The sequence below is a fragment of the Caballeronia choica genome (assembly GCF_001544535.1).
GTDB lineage: Bacteria > Pseudomonadota > Gammaproteobacteria > Burkholderiales > Burkholderiaceae > Caballeronia > Caballeronia choica.
Genome location: NZ_FCON02000068.1, coordinates 1 through 18,965, shown reverse-complemented (window position 1 = coordinate 18,965; position 18,965 = coordinate 1). Strand labels below are relative to the sequence as shown.

At 65.1% G+C, this 18,965-nt stretch carries 15 protein-coding genes; 9 read left to right on the top strand and 6 right to left on the bottom strand.

Annotated features, from left to right (window positions below; translation table 11 throughout):
- Window positions 1-2 precede the first annotated feature (2 nt).
- From tssK to AWB68_RS25525, 6 genes are all read left to right on the top strand, one after another.
- The gene (tssK, locus tag AWB68_RS25550; protein ID WP_087647130.1) at window positions 3-1,337 is read left to right on the top strand and encodes a type VI secretion system baseplate subunit TssK; all 1,335 of its coding nucleotides are present in this window, start codon (window positions 3-5) and stop codon (window positions 1,335-1,337) included.
- Between the two features lie 20 nt (window positions 1,338-1,357).
- A complete protein-coding gene (gene tssL, locus AWB68_RS25545; protein WP_087647129.1) occupies window positions 1,358-2,653 on the top strand; it encodes a type VI secretion system protein TssL, long form in 1,296 nt (431 codons plus the stop codon).
- 61 nt (window positions 2,654-2,714) lie between these two features.
- Complete coding sequence (gene tssM, locus AWB68_RS25540) at window positions 2,715-6,254, top strand: type VI secretion system membrane subunit TssM (RefSeq protein WP_087647128.1); 3,540 nt, start codon at window positions 2,715-2,717, stop codon at window positions 6,252-6,254.
- A gap of 17 nt (window positions 6,255-6,271) precedes the next feature.
- A complete protein-coding gene (tagF, locus tag AWB68_RS25535; RefSeq protein ID WP_087647127.1) occupies window positions 6,272-6,958 on the top strand; it encodes a type VI secretion system-associated protein TagF in 687 nt (228 codons plus the stop codon).
- A gap of 136 nt (window positions 6,959-7,094) precedes the next feature.
- The gene (locus tag AWB68_RS25530) at window positions 7,095-7,673 is read left to right on the top strand and encodes an OmpA family protein (RefSeq protein WP_087647126.1); all 579 of its coding nucleotides are present in this window, start codon (window positions 7,095-7,097) and stop codon (window positions 7,671-7,673) included.
- Between the two features lie 24 nt (window positions 7,674-7,697).
- The gene (locus AWB68_RS25525) at window positions 7,698-8,657 is read left to right on the top strand and encodes a hypothetical protein (protein ID WP_087647125.1); all 960 of its coding nucleotides are present in this window, start codon (window positions 7,698-7,700) and stop codon (window positions 8,655-8,657) included.
- Between the two features lie 9 nt (window positions 8,658-8,666).
- On the opposite strand, the gene AWB68_RS25520 is transcribed toward AWB68_RS25525, so the two are convergent.
- From AWB68_RS25520 to AWB68_RS25510, 3 genes are all read right to left on the bottom strand, one after another.
- Window positions 8,667-9,989 carry an SUMF1/EgtB/PvdO family nonheme iron enzyme gene (locus AWB68_RS25520; protein ID WP_087647124.1) on the bottom strand — a complete coding sequence of 441 codons (1,323 nt, stop codon included), beginning with the start codon at window positions 9,987-9,989 and terminating at the stop codon, window positions 8,667-8,669.
- A gap of 113 nt (window positions 9,990-10,102) precedes the next feature.
- The gene (gene fnr, locus AWB68_RS25515) at window positions 10,103-10,846 is read right to left on the bottom strand and encodes a fumarate/nitrate reduction transcriptional regulator Fnr (RefSeq protein ID WP_087647123.1); all 744 of its coding nucleotides are present in this window, start codon (window positions 10,844-10,846) and stop codon (window positions 10,103-10,105) included.
- Window positions 10,847-10,911: 65 nt separating this feature from the next.
- Window positions 10,912-11,379, bottom strand: coding sequence for a universal stress protein (locus AWB68_RS25510; RefSeq protein WP_087647122.1), 468 nt, complete (start codon window positions 11,377-11,379; stop codon window positions 10,912-10,914).
- A 264-nt stretch (window positions 11,380-11,643) separates the two neighbouring features.
- On the opposite strand from AWB68_RS25510, the gene AWB68_RS25505 reads away from it, so the two are divergent.
- The 3 genes from AWB68_RS25505 (at window position 11,644) to AWB68_RS25495 (ending at window position 16,015) form a co-directional block, all read left to right on the top strand.
- On the top strand, window positions 11,644-13,176 hold the full coding sequence (locus AWB68_RS25505; RefSeq protein ID WP_087647121.1) for an MFS transporter: 1,533 nt from the start codon (window positions 11,644-11,646) through the stop codon (window positions 13,174-13,176).
- Between the two features lie 298 nt (window positions 13,177-13,474).
- Complete coding sequence (locus tag AWB68_RS25500; protein ID WP_087647120.1) at window positions 13,475-15,052, top strand: aldehyde dehydrogenase (NADP(+)); 1,578 nt, start codon at window positions 13,475-13,477, stop codon at window positions 15,050-15,052.
- Window positions 15,053-15,085: 33 nt separating this feature from the next.
- Window positions 15,086-16,015 (top strand): SMP-30/gluconolactonase/LRE family protein, encoded by a 930-nt coding sequence (locus tag AWB68_RS25495; RefSeq protein ID WP_087647119.1) that lies wholly within the window; start codon window positions 15,086-15,088, stop codon window positions 16,013-16,015.
- 316 nt (window positions 16,016-16,331) lie between these two features.
- On the opposite strand, the gene AWB68_RS25490 is transcribed toward AWB68_RS25495, so the two are convergent.
- The 3 genes from AWB68_RS25490 to AWB68_RS25480 all read right to left on the bottom strand — a co-directional run.
- Window positions 16,332-17,279, bottom strand: coding sequence for a hypothetical protein (locus AWB68_RS25490; RefSeq protein WP_087647118.1), 948 nt, complete (start codon window positions 17,277-17,279; stop codon window positions 16,332-16,334).
- A gap of 1 nt (window position 17,280) precedes the next feature.
- Window positions 17,281-18,723: an AAA family ATPase gene (locus AWB68_RS25485; protein ID WP_125483035.1), complete on the bottom strand. Its 1,443-nt coding sequence runs from the start codon at window positions 18,721-18,723 to the stop codon at window positions 17,281-17,283.
- 3 nt (window positions 18,724-18,726) lie between these two features.
- Window positions 18,727-18,965: IS4 family transposase (locus AWB68_RS25480; protein WP_268810941.1), on the bottom strand; the 239-nt coding region annotated here is incomplete at its 5' end.

Genomic DNA, 18,965 nt, shown 5'->3' with positions numbered 1-18,965 from the left:
ACATGTCCAGGAACAGCAAGGTGGTCTGGTCGGAGGGGATGTTTCTGCAGCCGCAGCATCTGCAGCAGCACGACCGCTATTTGCAGACGCAGCTCGAACTGCGCGCGGCAGGCCTCAGGCCGTACGCGTGGGGTTTCACGTCGCTCGAAATCGATCCGCAACTGTTGCAACTGGGCAAGGTCGCGCTGCTTTCGGCGTCCGGCGTGCTGCCCGACGGCACGCCGTTCGACATGCCCGCCGACGACAATCTCCCCGAGCCGCTCGATATCCCCGAAGGCACGCGCAACGTGCTGGTCGCGCTGGCGTTGCCGCTGCGGCGCCCGGACGTCGCGGAAACCGGCAACGAGGAGACGAACGAAAATCTCGCGCGCCATCGCACCGCCGACCTCGACGTGCGCGACAGCAACGATCCCGACGCGGGAAGCGCGGTGATGCACGTCGGCAAGCTGCGCGTGCGGCTCGCGCTGGAGCCGGACGTGGCGAACGCGTACACGACGCTCGGCGTGGCGCGCGTGGCCGAGCGCCTGCCGGACAACCGCATCGTGCTGGAGAACGAATACAGCCCGCCGTGTCTCGACTACCGGGTCGCGCGCCGGCTCGCCGCCTTCGCCGACGATCTCGTCGGCCTGCTGCATCAACGCGCCGAGGCGCTCGCCGCCCGGCTGTCGCAACCGGGCACGACGGGCGCCGCCGAAATCGCCGACCTGCTGCTCCTGCAACTCGTCAATCGCGCCGAGCCGCTCGCCGCGCACATGGCGGCGATCACCGGCCAGCACCCCGAGGTGCTGTACCGCTTCATCGTGCAACTCGCGGGCGAACTCGCCACCTTCACGAAGTCGGCGAAACGGCCGCCGCCGTATCCGGTGTATCGCCACGACCGCCTGCGGGAAACCTTCGCGCCGGTGATCGACGACCTGCGCGCATCGCTGCGCGCGGTCGACGACCCGCACGTCGTGCCGATCCCGCTCGAAGAACGCCGCTTCGGCGTGCGCGTCGCCGTGGTGCCGGACAAGACGCTCTTTACGAGCGCGTCGTTCGTGCTGGCAGTGCGCGCGCAGGTGCCGGCGGAAGCGATCCTGACGGGCTTCCCGCCGCAGGTGAAGATCGGCCCGGTGGAGCGCATCCGCGATCTCGTCAATTTGCAATTGCCCGGCGTCGGCTTGCGAGCGCTGCCGGTGGCCCCGCGCCAGTTGCCGTTTCACGCGGGCTTCACCTATTTCGAACTGGATAGCGGCAACGAGCTCTGGAAGCAGTTTCCGACCTCCGCCGGTCTGGCGATGTTCGTCGCAGGCGAATTTCCCGGGCTCGCGATGGAGTTCTGGGCGATCCGCCGCTAACGCCGCATGAGGGCTTCATCGTGAGCCAGGACACTCCTTCGGGGCCGTTCACCGACCCCGGCGCAACGATCATGATCCCGACGCCGGGCGGCGCGCGCACGGCGTTCGCCGGCGTGCCGGCCGCCAACGTCGCGCCGCTGCCCGCCTCGGCGGGCGGCTTGAATCCGCTGTTGCGTGCGGCCAATCCGCTGATCGAACTGGCGGTGCCGCTGCAATCGCTGCCGACGCATCCGAACATCGAGGAACTGCGCGCGCAGCTGATCCAGATGATCCGCGCGTTCGAGACGCAGGGCCGTGCAGCCGGCTACGACGACGAGAAGCTCGGCGCGGCGCGCTATTGCCTGTGCACGTTCCTCGACGAAGCCATCTCCGGCACGCCGTGGGGCGCGGGCGTATGGGGCGTGCGCAGCCTGCTCGTGACGTTTCACAACGAGGCGTCGGGCGGCGAGCGCTTCTTCCTGATCCTGCAACGGCTCGCGCAGAACCCCACCGCCAACGTCGACGTGCTCGAACTGATCTACGTGATGCTGAGCCTCGGTTTCGAGGGACGGTATCGCCTGATCGACGGCGGCCGTTCGCAACTCGATACCATCCGCGAGCGGCTGGAGCAGATGATCCGCGGACAGCGCGGCGCCTCCGAGCGCGCGCTGTCGCCGCGCTGGCTGCCCGAGAAGCAGGAACGCAAGCCGCTGTTGCAACTGGTGCCGCTGTGGGTCGCGGCGGCGATTGCGGCCGTCGTGCTGGTGATCGCCAATCTCGCGCTCAGCTTCCATCTGAACGGGCTGTCGGATCGCGTGTTCGAGGCGCTGCACGCGATCCGCTTGCCGAGCCCGCCGCCGGCGGCGGCTCCCGTGCCGCGTCCGCCGCCCGCGCTTGCGCCGAAGCTGTCGCAGTTCCTCGCGCCGGAGATCGCGAAGGGCCTGGTGCGCGTCTCCGAGACGCCGGACCGCACCATCGTCACGATCAACGGCGACGGTCTGTTCGCGTCCGCGAGCGCGCAACTCGACCCGGGGTTCGAGCCGCTGATCCAGCGCATCGGCGACGCGCTCAAGACCGTGCCGGGCAAGGTCGTGGTGGCGGGGCACACCGACAACCAGCGGCTCGTGTCGGCGCGTTTCCCGTCGAACTGGCATTTGTCGCAGGCCCGCGCCGAGACCGTGCGGGACATGCTGGCCGCCCGTACCGGCACGCCCGCGCGCTTCACCGCCGAAGGACGCGGCGACACCGAACCCGCCGCGCCCAACGACACCGCCGCGAATCGCGCGAAGAACCGCCGCGTCGACATCACGATTCTCGCGCCGGGAGCCGCACCATGAGCGCGCGCGAACCCGTCGCGCCCCGTCGGACACCGCACGTTGCCTTGCGAGGAAGCCGCTCATGAAGCTCTTCAACTGGCTCTTGCGCCCGATCGTGCTGTCGCTCTTCGGGGTGATCGCGCTGGCGGTGATCGTGTGGATCGAGGGGCCGCTGCTGGCGTTCGCGGGCTCCGAGCCGCTGGCGTCGGCGTCGAGCCGCTGGACCCTGATCGCCGTGCTGTTCGCCCTCTGGGCGCTCTACTGGTTCGTGCGCTGGCTCGTGGCGCGGCTCGCCAACGTCCGCTTCGCCCGCGAGGTGCGCGAAGCGCCCGAACCGCCGCCGGGCAAGAAGGAATCGGAAGCCGATGTCGCCGTGCTCAAGCAGCGCTTCGAGGAGGCGATGAAGATCTTGCGCACCTCGCGCGTGAAGGGCCGGTTCGGCAGCCAGTACGTGTACCAGTTGCCGTGGTACATGTTCGTCGGCGCGCCGGGCACGGGCAAGACGACGGCGCTCGTCCATTCCGGCCTGCGCTTTCCGCTCGCCGAGCGGCTCGGCAAGCAGGCGATCGGCGGCGTCGGCGGCACGCGCAATTGCGACTGGTGGTTCACCGACGACGCCGTGCTCCTCGACACCGCCGGCCGCTTCACCACCCAGGACAGCTTCGCCGAAGCCGACAAGGCGGCGTGGTCCGGCTTCCTGCAACTGCTGCGCAAATACCGGCCGCGCCGGCCGCTGAACGGCGTGATCGTCGTGCTGTCGGTGCAGGATCTGCTGCAGCTTGACGATGCCCGGCAGGCCGCGCAGGCGTCGGCGGTGCGCGATCGCCTGAACGAGCTGTACACGCAGCTTGGCATGCGCTTTCCGGTCTATGTCGTCGTGACCAAGTGCGATTTGCTGGCGGGCTTCGCCGAATTCTTCGACGACCTCGGCCGCGAGGAACGCGAACAGGTGTGGGGCGTGACGTTCCCGTTCACCGAAAACGCGACCCCGGATCAGGCGCTGACCGATTTTCCCGCCGAGTTCTCCGCGCTCGAAAAGCAATTGCAGGTGAATGTGCTGCGGCGTCTCCAGCAGGAGACCGACACGCGGCGGCGCGCGCTCGTCTACGGTTTTCCGCAGCAGTTCGCGGGGCTCCAGGCCGCGTTGCAGCGATTTCTCGGCGAAGCGTTCAGCACCTCGCGCTTCGAGCATTCGGCGCTCTTGCGCGGCGTCTACTTCACGAGCGGCACGCAGGAAGGCCGTCCGATCGACCGCGTGATGAGCGCGATGGCGGCGGCGCTCGGCTTGCAGCGGCAGGTCGTGTTGCCCGATCCGTCGAGCGGGCGCGCGTATTTCATTACGCGGCTACTGCGCGACGTGATCTTTCAGGAAGTGGGGCTTGCCGGCACCAACGCCCGGCTGGAGCGGCGGCGCGCGTGGCTGCAACGCGGCGCGCTGATCCTGATCGCCGTGTTGACGGTGCTCGCGCTGGTCGGCTTCGGGATCAGCTACCAGCGCAATCGCGCGTATATCGCGGACGTGCAGCAGCGCGTGGACGGCTTGAAGAAGACCGCCCAGGGCGCCGCGCCGACCGACAATCCGCTTTCCGTGCTGCCGATCCTGAACAGCGCGCGCGACCTGCCGGGCGGTTACGCGGACCGGGGCAAGAGCGCGCCGTGGCTTTCGCGGTTCGGGCTCTATCAGGGCGACAAGCTCGGGCTGGAAGCGCAGGCGCTTTATCGCCGGTTGCTGCAGCAGACCTTGCTGCCGCTGATCGTGCGCAGGATGACGGAGGAATTGCGGCGCGGCGACGCGAACAATCCCGAGTACCAGTACGAAACGCTGCGCGCCTACCTGATGCTCGGCGACCCCACGCACTACGACGCGGACTCGGTGCGCCTCTGGGCGGACATCGACTGGCGGCGCGGCCCGCTGCGCGACGCGACCGACACCCAGCGCGACGATGTCGACGGTCATCTTGCCGCGCTGCTTCAGCCGGCGCGCTTCGATCCGTCGCTGCCGCTCGACCGCGACCTGATCGCGCAGGCGCGTGCGACGCTCGCGAAAATGCCGCAGGCGCAGCGCGTCTACAACCGCGTGAAGCGCGATCTCGACCAGGCGAAGCTGCCGGAATTCAGCGTCGCGAGCGCGGGCGGACGCAATGCACCGTTCGTGCTCGCACGCAGAAGCGGCGCGCCGCTCACGCGCGGCGTGCCGGGCGCCTATACGCGCGCGGGCTATCGCAAGTTCGTGCAGTTGCGCGACCAGGCGATCCTCGATGTCGCGAAGGACGACTGGGTGCTCGCGCGGCAGGAGTCGGTGCTGACGGCGAGCGGCATCGAAGACTTGCGGCAGGCCATGACCCGCCTCTACTACGACGACTACATCAGCCAGTGGGACGCTTTTCTCGGCGACATCACGCTCGTGCCGTTCGATGGCGTCGACAAGGGCGCGCGCGCCGCCAACATGCTGGGGGCGCCGGATTCGCCGTTGCGCGCGCTGATGCTCGCGGCCTCGCAGGAGACCACGCTCGGCACGGGGAAGGCCGGCGGCTCGGCGGCGGAACAGGGCGTCGCGGCGCTCGGCGGCAAGCTCGACGCCGTGAAGAAGCGCCTGGAAAACGCGCTCGGCAACGAGCCGGACGAAGCCGCCGCGCCCGCGCCTGCCGACGTGAACCCGGTCGATGCGCACTTCCAGCCGCTGCACGATCTCGCGGGCAAGCCGGGCGGCACGGCGCCGGTTCCGCTCGACGCCCAGCTTGCCGCGATCCGCGACGCCGCCGCCTACCTCGACGCCGCCGACGCCGCGCGTCGCCAAGGCCTGCCGCCGCCGCCCGGCGACGCGCTCACCAAGCTGAAGCTCGCCACGCAGGGCGCGCCCGCGCCGCTCGCGGCGGTCGCGGATGGCGTCGCGGGCGGCGCGTCGGCGCTGATGGTCGGCGGCGAGCGGGCGCGGCTCAATGCGCTGTGGCAGGCGAACGTCGGGCGGCTGTGCCGGCAGGCGCTCGACGGCCGCTATCCGCTCGTGCGCGGGTCCACGCGCGACGCCGCCCCCGACGACTTCGGGCGCATCCTCGGGCCGGGCGGCCTCGTCGACGATTTCTTCCAGAAGAACCTCGTGACCTACGTCGACATGTCGGGGCCGCAATGGCGCTGGCGCGCAGGCACCGCGCCGCTCGGCATTCCCGACGACGTGCTCGTGCAGTTCCAGCGCGCCGCGCAGATTCGCGACGCGTTGTTCCGCGCGGGAGGCCGGGACGTGTCGGTGCGGTTCTCTGTCAAGCCCATTTCGCTCGATCCGGCGCTCACGCAGTTCACGCTCGATATCGACGGCCAGCAGTTGGTCACGACGCCGGGCGCGCCGCGCACGATGGAATTTCTCTGGCCGAGCGGCAAGGGCACCGCGCAGGCGCACGTCGAGTTCACGCCGCCGGGGTCGCCGGGCGCGAGCGCGAGCGGGCCGTGGGCGCTGCTGCGGCTGATGGACGCCGCTCAACTCCAGCCGACCGCGCAGCCCGACCGCTTTCGCATCACGTTCGATTCCGATGGCCGCAAGGCGGTGCTGGAGCTGAATGCGAGCAGCGTCGTGAATCCGTTCCGGCGCGGGCTGCTCGATCAATTCCGCTGTCCGGACCGGTTGTGACGCCGGGGACGTGAGCCATGCACGACGGCGCGGGTTTCTTCGGCAAGGTGCGCACGCAGGGCGACTTCGTGTCGCGACGGCTCGGAGTCGAATTTGTCGGACCGTGGGATGTGTGCCTGCAGCGCGGCATGCTGCACGCGCAGGACGTGTTCGGCGCGCAATGGCTGCCGGTTTATCTGACGGCGCCGGTCTGGAACTTCGCTCTCGGGCCGCACGTGTGCGGGGCATCGGCCTGGGCGGGCGTGATGATGCCGGGCGTCGATCGCGTCGGACGGTATTTTCCGTTCACGATCGCGGCGGCGCTCGACAGTGTCGATGACGGCGGCGAATGGTTGCGGCACGCGCAAGACTGGTACGACCGCGCGGCGGAACTGGCGCTGTCCACCCTCGCGGACGATTTTCAACTGGACGCGTTCGATGCCCGCCTGTCGGCGTTTTCGCTCGCAACCGAGCCTGTCGAGTGGCGGTTCGGTGTAGCGGATGACGGCTCCGGCGAGCTTAGCGCCTTCGGCTTCGACGAGTGGCTCGGACAAGCGTTCGCGGACGGCGTCAGCGTATGGTGGAGCGAAGGGTCGGCGCATGTGCCGGCGTCGGCGTGCGCGTGCGCCGGACTGATCGACGCGCCGGGCTTCGCGAGGCTGTTCGACGTCAATGCACCCGATGCGCCGGGGTTGCCGGCGCCCGTGCGGCTCGTCGCGCGATGACGCGAGCGGCTGCACACGCACGACACGACTTCCTATTCAAAATGAGCCGTCTTCGTTCGTCTCCCTAATGAGAGAAATGAAGAGAGAAGTGAACGGGAAACGGCCCGGTTTCCATATCGTTTGCCGGAGGAGCCCGATGTTGCGTCTTTTCGTTTTCCGCCCCCACGCCCGGCGCGTTGCCACCGGCGTGGCCTTGAGTCTGGCTGCGCTCGCATCGCTTGCCCACGCGCAGCCGGTGATGAAGGAACAGGACATCGACGAGCAGTCGGTCACCCGCGCGCTCACGCCCGACGCCACCGACGACGTCGTCACGCGCGGCTTCGTGCTGTCGAACAAGAAGCCGGCCGGCGCGCCGGCCGCGCCCGCGCGCACGGCGTCCGCGTCGATGCTGATTACCTTCGCCAGCAACTCCTCGACCCTGACCCCGACCGCAATGTCCGCCCTCGACAAGGTCGCCCACGCGTTGCAGTCCGAGCAGCTTGCCGCCTACAAGTTCCGGGTCGAGGGCCATGCCGACCCGAGCGGCTCGACCGACGCGAACATGCGGCTTTCGAAGGACCGTGCCGCGGCGGTGGTGGACTACCTGACGAGCCACGACGGCATTGCGCCCGAGCGGCTGTCTTCGGTCGGCAAGGGCTCGTCCGAGCCGCTGAACCTGCGGGTTCCGACCGCGCCTGAAAACCGCCGCGTCACCATCGTGACGGTGAATGAATAGCGCCCGGCCTGCCGGCGCACGTCGATGCGCCGCTTCCGCCGCGTCGCGCTGAGGACGCTTTCGCTGAGCGCGGCCGTCGGGCTCGCGTGCCTGCAAGCCGGCGGCGCGAGGAGCGCGAGCGGCGCGGCAGTGGTTGCCAGCGGTGCGACGGCGGGTGCCAGCGGCACGTTACCCTCGACACAGCATCCCGAGCGCGCGCCGCTTGTTGAAACGCGCGTGCCGTTCGAGCGGATCGAAGCGTCGTTGCCGGCCGATGGTTCGCGTCTTTTCATCGGCGTGACCGACCGGCCCGGGCTGCATGTCATGCAGACGCACAGCCTCGCCGAGCAGGGCAGGATGTTTGCGCGGATCGTCGCGTTGTTCGAGCGGCGCGACATGCCGCACGATCGCGTGACGAGCATGGCGGCGCTCGCCACGCGCGCCCGGCGTTCCGGCGACGATCCTGCCACCTTGACGGCGGGAAACAACTTCAGCGCGATCGAACTGGCGCATTTCTTCGAACTCGGCCGGCGCCAGCATATGGCGCTCACGCCGGCCGAACAGGAATTGCTCGATACGCTGGTCGCGTGGGGGCTGCTGCGCGACGACGGCGGCGTCTGGCACGCCGCGAACGCGGGCGATTTTCTTGTCACGCTGCCGGGGCTGGGCGGTACAGGCAGCGATGCGATCGACGCGCCGCTGCGGGCGGCGATCCTCGACCATGAACTCGGGCATTGGCAGTTCTTTTCCGACGCGGCCTATGCGCGGGCATGTCGCACTTTCTGGTGGAATGATCTTGCGTTGCAGGAACGCGTTGCGTTGACGCAGCAACTGACGCGGCTTGGGTATGACGCGCGGGACGAAATCATCGTCGATGAATTGCAGGCGTATTTGCTGCATACGCCGGAAAAATATCAGCCGTTTGTGGATGTGCAGGGGACGAATCGTTTGTCTGTTGCGCAAGTGCGTGAAAAGTTGAGGGCCAGGACGGCGGGGGCGCAGTGACGGATGGATTTATACCCGACCCCCGCCGCGCGCCCGCGACCACCCTCCGACGCACCGGAATCCCGCATAAACATACTGATAATGCGCCTGGAACCAGTTACGGAAGCTCGGCCGGAGCATGCACGCCGCCGTCCTCGGTGAGCCGCCTTTAAGCACGAAGTGCTTCCCATCGAAGAAGTTCGCCGAATAACCCAGATAAAACGGAAACGGCTCGAATCCCGGCAACGGCCCGAACACCGTCGAGGTCCATTCCCAACCGTTGCCAAACTGCCCCTCAACCCCAAACGCGCTGCGATTTTGCGGATGCGCATGCACCGCCGACGGTTCCCACCGACGAAAGTCGAAGTTGCCCTCCGCGACATGCGGCGCGCCAGACGCCGCGCGTTGCCATTGCGCCTCGGTCGGCAAGGACTTACCCGCCCAACGCGCATACGCGCTCGCCTCCGCATGGCTCACATACACCGACCAGTCGAGCGGCAGCGGAATTTCCTCGAACATCGCGCGCAGATTCCACGTGTCGTGCCCCTCGTCGCGGACCCAGAACGCAGGATGCGCGATGCCTTCGCTCTCTTTCCATGCCCAGTCGGCATCGCTCCAGTACGCGCGATTCCAGTAACCGCCCGCATCGATGAACGCGAGGTAGTCGCCGTTCGTCACCATGTAACGGTCGATGTCGAATTCGGGCACGCTGAGCGTCTCTCCGGCGAACTCGTTGTCCCAGCCGAACACGCCGGCACCGCGCTTCAGACCCAGCGTCACGCTGCCGGCCGGCACGCGCACCATGTCGTGCTCGACCGACACGCGCGGCGCCGCGTCTGCGCTGATCGCGGGTCCGGTCTTCTGGTGGAGCGGCAACTGATGCAGCATGTACGCAAGCGTCTCGGCGTGCATCAGCCGATGTTCGATCGCCACTTCGAGCAGCGTCGCCGGATCGGCGTCCGCGGTCGAAACGGCGTGCTTCGTGATTTCCGAAGGATCGAAGCGGGCGTCGATGGCATCGCGGATCTGCTTCGTGTATGCGCGAATTTCCTCCAGCGAGGGCCACTCGTGCGGCTGGTCGGTCGGCAGGCCGCCGTCCACCGGATCGATGCCGAACGCGAACAGCGTGTCGTATCCGGGATTCGGGCTCGGCAGGTCGAACAGACGCTGATCGAAGAGATTGCGGTCGAACGCTTCGAGATGCCCGATGTAGAACACGATCCGGTGCCGTTCGGCGATCGGACGCTCATACAGGAATTCGGGCTTGACGATATCGAAGAGGGCGTCGGTGGTGCGGCGCGCTTCGGCGAGGCGGGCCAGCAGCGGATGACGCAGGGCAGGGTCGCGATTCATGTCGCCATGTCTCCGTAGCGGGACGATCGAAAGAATGTCGAGCAGCAGGCCGCATGCCACCCGTCAATCTGCGTAATGATCCCACGCCCTGAAAAATTCGTCAGAACGCGTCGTCAGATGGCGCGCAGCGCGTCGAAGTCGTTGATGCGGATGAACTTGCCGCGCGTGTCGATGAGGCCGCGCGCCTGGAAGCGCGACAGCGTGCGGCTCACGGTTTCGAGCGTGATGCCGAGATAGCTGCCGATGTCGTCGCGGGTCATGCGCAGCGTGAATTCCGCCGACGCGTAACCGCGCCGTGTGAAGCGCGCGGACAGGTCGAGCAGCAGGCGCGCGACGCGTTCGTCGGCGCGCAGCGTGCCGAGGGTGGTCAACTGGCGGGTTTCGCGGACGATCTCCCGGCTCATCATCTGATGCAGCCGGCGCTGGATCGAGCCGGTTTCGCGGCACATGCGCTCGAAGCGCGCGTACGGCACGATGCAAACCGAACTGTCCTCCAGCGCGATCGCGGTGGACATGTGGCGGCCTTCGCCGATGCCGTCGAGCCCCAGCGCGTCGCCGCCGAGATGCAGGCCCGTGACCTGCTCGCGGCCGTCTTCGCGCGATACGACCGTCTTGATCGAGCCGGAGCGGATCGCGTACAGCGACTCGAACGTGTCGCCGGTGCGAAACAGCGCCTCGCCGCGCCGCACCGGGCGCGTCGCGGAGATGACGTCCTCGAGTTTCTCGGTTTCGAAGGCGGACAGGCCCTCGGGCATGCAGAGATGGCGCATCGCGCACGTCGAGCACTGTGCAGCGCGGCGTCTGGCTTGACTGACTTGGGACATGGCGTGCTCTTTAGTTGATAAATGACAAACCATTGTCCCATCGATGCGACCCTCTTTCGGGCGACAAAATGACGCGTAAAGCGCAGGCCCGGCGCGCCTTATTCGGCGGGCTTCTCGACGCCCGCCGCCGAGGGAATCAGCAGCACCGGCAAGGTGGCCTGCCGCAGACAGCGCTCAGCGACACTGCCCAGGATCAGCCGCTGGAAGCCCTTGCGCCCGTGCGTGCCCATCACGAGCAGGTCGGCGTTGAACGTGCCGGCGGCGGCGAGCACGAGCGAGGAAACGTCGTCGAACGACGACGCCTCGCCGACCGCCACCTGGCCTTCGACGCCGCGCGCCTTCATCGCGTCGAGCGCTTCGCGGCCGAGCGTCGAGCCTTCTTCGACGAGTTGCGAGCGCAGCGTCGACGGATCGTAGCCGGGGACGTCGAAATAGAGCGGCGTGTTCTCCACGACGTAATACGGCTGCAAAACCGCGCCGTGCGTGTGAGCGAGGTCGAGCGCAGCCTCGAAAGCGCGGCGCGATGTCTGACTGCCGTCGATCGCGACGATGATTCTTTTGAACATGCCAGCCTCCGTTTTCGGCGTGAAAGAAGACAAGAATGGACCAAACCGTGTCGCCCTGCATTGACCTGCGCGTTGCTCAAATGATTTTGGCCTGAAGCAGTGGGTCCGGAAAGTTGCCTTACAATTCAGGCTGAAGCCGAATCCGGTAGCCGCTTAAAAAACGCGTCTCGCGGACGGTGCCTTCAGCCATCCCGCTTTCCATTCCACGATCCGACCGTGACCCAGCCCAATCCCGCCCTGCCTTTCCGAAACGCTCTTTTCGCGATGCTCGGCATCGGCCTCGTCAACATGCTGGTCGCGCTCGACCAGACGGTCGTCAGCACGGCGCTGCCGTCGATCGTCGCCGAACTGCACGGCTTCGAGTACTACGCGTGGATCGCGAGCGCGTATTTGCTGGCGTCGGTCGTGAGGGTGCCCGTGTTCGGGCGCCTCGGCGATTATTTCGGCCGCAAGCGCTTCGTGATCGCGGCCGTCGTCACGTTCACGGTGGCCTCCGTGCTGTGCGGGCTCGCGACCAACATGCTGTTCCTCGTGTTCGCGCGCGGCTTGCAGGGCATCGGCGGCGGCATGATGGTGGGCACCGCGTTCGCGGCGATTCCCGATCTGTTCCCGGACCCGCGCGCCCGCGTGCGCTGGCAGGTCGTGATGGCGGCGGCGTACGGCATCGGCACGGCGGCGGGGCCGTCGCTCGGCGGCTGGATGAGCCAGCATTGGGGCTGGCGCTCGACGTTCCTCGTGAACCTGCCGGTCGGCGCGGCCGCGTTCTATTTCATCTGGGCGCATCTGCCGAATTTCCATCGGCCGCGGCAAGGCGAAGTGCGCATCGACTGGCTGGGCGCGGCGCTCGTCGCGCTGACGCTCGGCGGCCTGCAGGCGTTCATCGAGGCGGTGCCGAAGGACGGGCTCACGGCCGGCAATCTCGTGCTCGCGGTGTGCGTGCTGGCGGCCGCGGCGGCGCTTCTGGTCTGCGAGAAACGCGCGACGCACCCGATCATCCCGCTCGACATCTTCAAGGACCCGCAACTCGTGACGCTGTTCACGCTGTCGTTCCTGGCGGGCTTCGTGATGTTTTCGCTGATCTTTTTCGCGCCGCTCCTGCTGCAAGGCGGCTTCGGGCTGTCGCCGCAGGCGGCCGGGCTGCTCGCGACGCCGATCGCCGCTTCCATCGCGCTCGGGAGCCTGATCAACACGCGCATCGTGATCCATCTGCCGAAGCCGACGCTGATCCTGTCGATCGGCTTCACGCTGCTGCTGTGCGCGTCGATCGCGCTGGCATTCGCGCGGACCTCGACGCCGCACGTCTGGATCGAAATTCCGATGGCCGGCATCGGCATCGGGCTCGGCTTCATCTTGAACAACCTGAACGTGTTCGGGCAGGAGATCGCGGGGCGCGAGCGCTTCGGCATCACGACGGCGCTTTTGCAATCGACGCGCATGGTCGGCGGGATGCTCGGCACGAGCATCGTCGCGACGATCGTGGCGCATCATTACCGCAGCGTCGTCGCGCGGACGATCAGCGTGATCGGCGAGCCGGCGGCGTCGACCTGGCTGCCGCGCTTTGCCGACCCGCGCATCCTGATCGACGAAGGGCTGCGCCAGCGGCTGATCGGCGACCTGCGGCCGAGCGGGCTCGATGCGCAGGCGCTGATAGATGCCGCCCGCGATGCGCTCGTGCAGTCGATCCACATCGGCGTGATGCTGACGGCGGTCGCCGCGCTCGCGGCCGCGCTGATGGTGCGGCGCATTTCGCACATTACGTTCCGGCGCGCGGGGACGGGGCCGGCTCCGGCGAAGTAAAGGCACTACACTGTCAGACGACTTTCAGGTTGTCTGGCAAATATCACCGGCCAATCGTTGCCGTCGAAACACCGCGCATCGACCTTGCTTGCTTTCGCGGCGTCGCGTGGCCTGATGCACTGAAAAGGAACGCTTCGCCGCCGCGCGGGTCACTCGGAAGTAGCGCGTGCCCGGTTTCGAGCCGGCACGCCGCGTAGCTATTACAAGAACACGGGTCATTTCCACCGATCCGGCCATCCAATGACCAAAAACCCGCGGGCGCGAATGCGCCACGCGCGGCACCCAAGGAGTTCATGACATGAAAATCACCGGAGAAATGCTGATCGGCGCTACGGCCGTGCGGGGTTCCGACGCTACGCTCCGGGCGTTCGACCCGGCCCGCGGCGCCGACCTTGAACCGGTCTTTGGCGGCGGCGGCGCGGCGGAAGTCGGGCGCGCGTGCGAACTGGCGGAAGCGGCGTTCGACCCGTTCCGCCTCGCGTCGCTCGAAACCCGCGCGCAGTTCCTCGAAGCGATCGCCGACAACCTCCTCGCGCTCGGCGATGCGCTGATCGAGCGCGCGCAGGCCGAATCCGCGCTGCCGAAGGCGCGCATCGAAGGCGAGCGCGGCCGCACGATCGGTCAGTTGAAGCTGTTCGCGTCGCTCGTGCGCGAAGGGCGCTGGCTCGGCGCCACGCTCGATTCGGCGCAGCCGGACCGCAAGCCGTCGCCACGCCCGGATTTGCGTCTGCAGAAGATTCCGGTCGGCCCGGTCGCGGTGTTCGGCGCGAGCAATTTCCCGCTGGCGTTTTCCGTGGCGGGCGGCGATACGGCGTCCGCGTTCGCGGCGGGGTGCCCGGTTGTCGTGAAGTCGCATCCGGCGCATCTCGGCACGTCGGAACTCGTCGGCCGGGCGATCCAGAAAGCGGTCGCCGACAGCGGCCTGCCCGAAGGCGTGTTCTCGCTGGTTGTCGGCGCGGGCAATGCGATCGGCGAGGCGCTCGTCGCGCATCCGGCGATCAGGGCGGTCGGCTTCACCGGCTCGCGGCGCGGCGGTCTGGCGCTCGTCGATATTGCCGCGAAGCGTCACGAGCCGATTCCGGTGTTCGCCGAAATGAGCAGCGTCAATCCGCTGTTCGCGCTGCCCGGCGCGCTGGCCGCGCGCGGCGATACTCTGGCGGGAGGTTTCGTCGAATCGGTGACGCAGGGCGTCGGCCAGTTCTGCACCAATCCGGGCCTCGTGATCGCGCTGGAAGGGCCGCACTTGCAGGAATTCATCGATGCCGCGTCGCACGCGCTCGAAAAGAAGGGCGCAGCGACCATGCTGACCAAGGGCATCGCGGCGGCTTACGCGGATGGCGTGAAAGAGCGCGACGCCACCGGCGTGACGCGGGTGGCGACCGGCGCCACGACCGATGCCGCGTGCAGCGCGCTGCCGGCGCTCTATCAGGCGAGCGCCGAGCAGTTCCTCGCGACGCCGCAACTCGGCGACGAAATCTTCGGACCGACGTCGATGATCGTGGTGTGCCGCGACGAAGACGAAATGCTCGACGTCGCGCGTCATCTCGAAGGCCAGTTGACGGCGACGCTGCATCTCGAAGGCGATGATTTTCCGCTCGCGAAGCGCCTGCTGCCGATTCTTGAGCGCAAGGCGGGGCGCATTCTAGCGAATGGGTTTCCGACGGGCGTCGAGGTGTCGTATGCGATGGTCCACGGCGGCCCGTATCCGGCGACTTCCGACAACCGCGCGACGTCGGTTGGCGCGCTGGCGATCGAGCGTTTTTTGCGCCCGGTCTGCTATCAGGACCTGCCGGCCGCGTTGCTGCCACAGGCGCTTTCCGACGACAATCCGCTGAATCTGTGGCGTCTGCGGGATGGGGAGCTTGGGGCGAACTAGCGCCAGCGATCCATCGAACGCAAGGAGAAAACTGTGACCGTTCAGGAACGCCGCTATCCCGATCCCGCCGTGCGCGTGCTCGATCCGCGCTTCAACGCGCTGCGGATCGCGTCGGCATCGGTGGAATGCCTGTACCAGGGCGCGCGCTGGTCGGAAGGGCCGGTCTGGTTCGGCGATGGCCGCTATCTCCTGTGGAGCGATATCCCGAACAATCGCATCCTCCGCTGGGACGAAGCGACGGGCGAAGTCGGCACCTTCCGCCAGCCGTCGAACAACGCGAACGGCCACACGCGCGACCGCGAAGGGCGGCTCGTCTCCTGCGAACACCTGACGCGCCGCGTGACGCGCACCGAATACGACGGCTCGATCACCGTCCTCGCCGATGCCTTCGACGGCAAGCCGCTCAATTCGCCGAACGACGTCGTCGTGAAATCCGACGGCTCGATCTGGTTCAGCGACCCGACCTTCGGCATCGACGGCTTCTACGAAGGCGAGCAGCACGAACCGCAACTGAAGCCGGGCGTGTATCGCGTCGATGGGCAGAGCGGCGAAGTGAGCCTGATGATCGACGACTTAATCGGCCCGAACGGGCTGGCGTTTTCGCCGGACGAATCGGTGCTGTACGTCGTGGAATCGCGGGCGTCACCGCGCAAGATTCACGCGTTCGATGTGGCTGACGGGGGCCGTGAGCTTTTGAACCAGCGTGAACTGATCGATGCGGGCGCGGGCACGCCGGATGGCTTTCGCGTCGATGTGCAAGGCAACCTGTGGTGCGGCTGGGGCATGGGCAGCGACGAACTCGACGGCGTGCGCATCTTCACGTCGCAAGGCGAGGCGATCGGGCACATCGCGCTGCCGGAGCGGTGTGCCAACGTGTGCTTCGGCGGACGGCATCGCAACCGCCTGTTTATGACCGCGAGCCACGGGCTTTATTCGCTTTATGTGAACACGCAGGGATGCTGAAATAGACTTCCGCGGTTGGTGTGCTGACAGGCGCAAGTCGAGCGGGGCCTTGGCTTCTGCTGAATCGCGCGATGCAGCTCAATCGACGCTTCTGATCGCCGACGCTTATTGACCGAGGTTTCCCCGAGAGACCGCCTCTGCCATTCTTAAGAAAGTTTGCCGCTCGAAATCGACAACCGCTGTTCATAAACGAGGCGTTGACACGGTTCGGGCGTCGGGGTTACGGCTCTAATCGACCCCAAACGCGACAGTCGGCGAGGCGGAAAGCGGACAGTCAAAGCCCTATTTACCTGCCAGCGAGCCGCCATAATTGTTATTAGGTAGTAAGCCAGTCGATAGCGGAATCAAGCGGTGCGTTCGTTTGTCCACCATCGCGGCATAGGTAATCGACGCAATGCCGGAAACGAACATCACCTAAGCCGCGCTCAATCTGAGAAGCGACATCGGTTGGTACTCCTTGCTCCTGCGCAAGGTTCGCGACGCAAGCCCAAATCGCTTGCTCCCCAAGGTGGCCGTGGCACATCCAGTGGCCGGGCTCCGACGCAGTGTAGCGGGATGCATATGTGTGAACGCCCGAGTTAATTAGCAGATACGGATTTTGTGCTGTATGCGCTCCACGAGCCTTCAACGCCGCGTTCAGTCTTCCAGTCGATATGTAATGCCCTTGATGCCACTCAATCATATCGCGCGATATGACTCTATCCGCTCGTCCTATTGATCCGATATGCCGCATCGCTAGAGAGTAAACGACTGCAAAACCTATGATCAAATGGAACCTAGCTGCTAACTCATTGAAGAAGCGCTGGCCTAGATGATCGCTAAAGAACTGACGGAGAAATGCATCGATCGGAGATAGCCGAAAGAAATAATTTTCAACAGAATGTCCCACCGTTACAAAATTGGGACTTCCTTGAGTGGGTGCGAACCAAGGGTTCTGAAGCTCCATGTCCAGCGTAAGGCCATCCCATTCCCTATCAGTTAGAGTGCCGAACTTACCCGACGCGACGGCAAGCATACGCGGTGATTTTGCAAGCCGCGCCAACACTGCTTTGATTACATCTTTCATACCGAGACCTTTTGTAAGGTCGTCGGTGAGAAGGGCTGCGACGTCGATGACGCCAGGAAGGTCAGTGCCGGCTGAGGAGCAGCGGTCGTTCTTGAGGCGGGTTAAGACCGATTTGTCGGTAATTCCCTCAACGAGCATTGTTTTCTCTGACCTGCGCATCACCGCGTTCAAATAACCACCGATCGAATATCCCTGCATGTCACTCACCGTCGTCGTTATCGTCTATTTCGTCGAAAAGATCTTCTTGTGGACGCTTTGTAAGTCGTGGTTCGAAGTCTTGCGTTTCCTCAAAATGATCTGCGCCGACCTCTGGCGAGTGGGTACATGCAATTATCTGACGATCCGGAGCCAGCGACATTAATTCATTTAAGATTTTGCGTTGCCAATCTATGTGCAGTGATAGTTCTGGTTCATCGATCAGAAAAATTCCATCTTTGAACCGTGACCGACTTGCGGAGTACAGCATGGTTAAAATCTGCCGCTCGCCCGAAGACAGCGCCGTCAGTCCGTAGGCTCGTCCACCCTCTGTGCCTACGGTAACTGCCGACCGCACTCGCTCCTTGACAATTGGTTCACCGATGCGCAAGGTCTTCTGTTTGTCCAGAAACTTATTTATCGATGCTTCGAAATCCCTACTGCTTTGCAAAGCGTTACGACGCCCTTCTTTGCGCTCGACCAACGTTTCCAAATATAGGCCGAGCACAGATTTCTCGATGCCCTGAGACTCGTGAGCGGGTTTCTGCTTGAGAAACTCCATAGCCTCAAGCAGTTTAGCAGAGATAAGCTCAGAGCGCCGATTTCCAAGCTGATAGTCTTTGCTGTCAAGGGAATCAGCAATAGATGCAAGAGCGTCTTCTATCTCGAAGGGTTTCTGTGGATTATCAAGGCCAACGATAGTCCGAAATACTTTTACAAATACGTCCGCGAACATGTTTTGTTCGCGCTGCGCCATGTCTAATTGAGCAGATCTCCATTCGGAGGTTAGACCGTCGTCAACTTCCATGATCGAAGGGTAACGAACGGTCGGGACAAATGGTCCAAACCATTGACGGCATTGAACAGTCTTTCTTGCGGTTATTGCGGATTCTTCCCGCAACGCCCTTATTTCCATGACGTCCCTAACCTTACGTGGACCTAGCTTTTCACGGAGTACCTGTAACTCTTTCGTTTCGAGTTCGTCGATGTTTGCGTCACGGGTTCGATCGCGATAATAGGCGCCTGACTCCTCGCGAACCCGCTCTAGCACGGAACGAAAAGCCGGTAAATATGTTGACCGCTCACCGAGGGCTGATCTAATCGACGCCATCTCAAGCTCTGAAAGGTCTTCCGAACTGTTCAAAAGAGATGTCTTCTCGCCGTTAATCAAAATTTCGACACTCTCCGGACTAAGCAAACGAAAAATTTCTAGCGTCGCACCTCCAAACGTCGTAATAGCTATCCGGCGAAAGTTAAGGTGCTTAAATCGCTTAAAATCAAGCTCGAGAGCATTCGCCAAAATGTGGAGAACGGTGGTCTTGCCTTTTCCATTTTTTCCATAGATTATGTTTAAACCCGGCTTCAACTCGAGCTCTACGTCGAATTGCTCATGAAGCCCCTCAACAACAAGGCTTTTTATCCCCGTCTGACCCATTTGATTACACACAACTCATTCGTCTAGTTCGCGGGCGTACTTGAGGCCAGCGGCGAAATCCATTACCCGCTGCAATCCTTGCCAGATCGTTTTGACGCCGGGTTCGCCATCGCCTTTGCGAGCCAGGAAACCGCCGAGCATGGCGACCAGCCGCACGACCTCATTCAGGCGCGGTGGCGTCTTGGGCGGCTTCTGCTTGTTGAGAATGAACGCCGCGCGCCACTCATCGGATTCGAACAGCAGTTCTGCGTCGA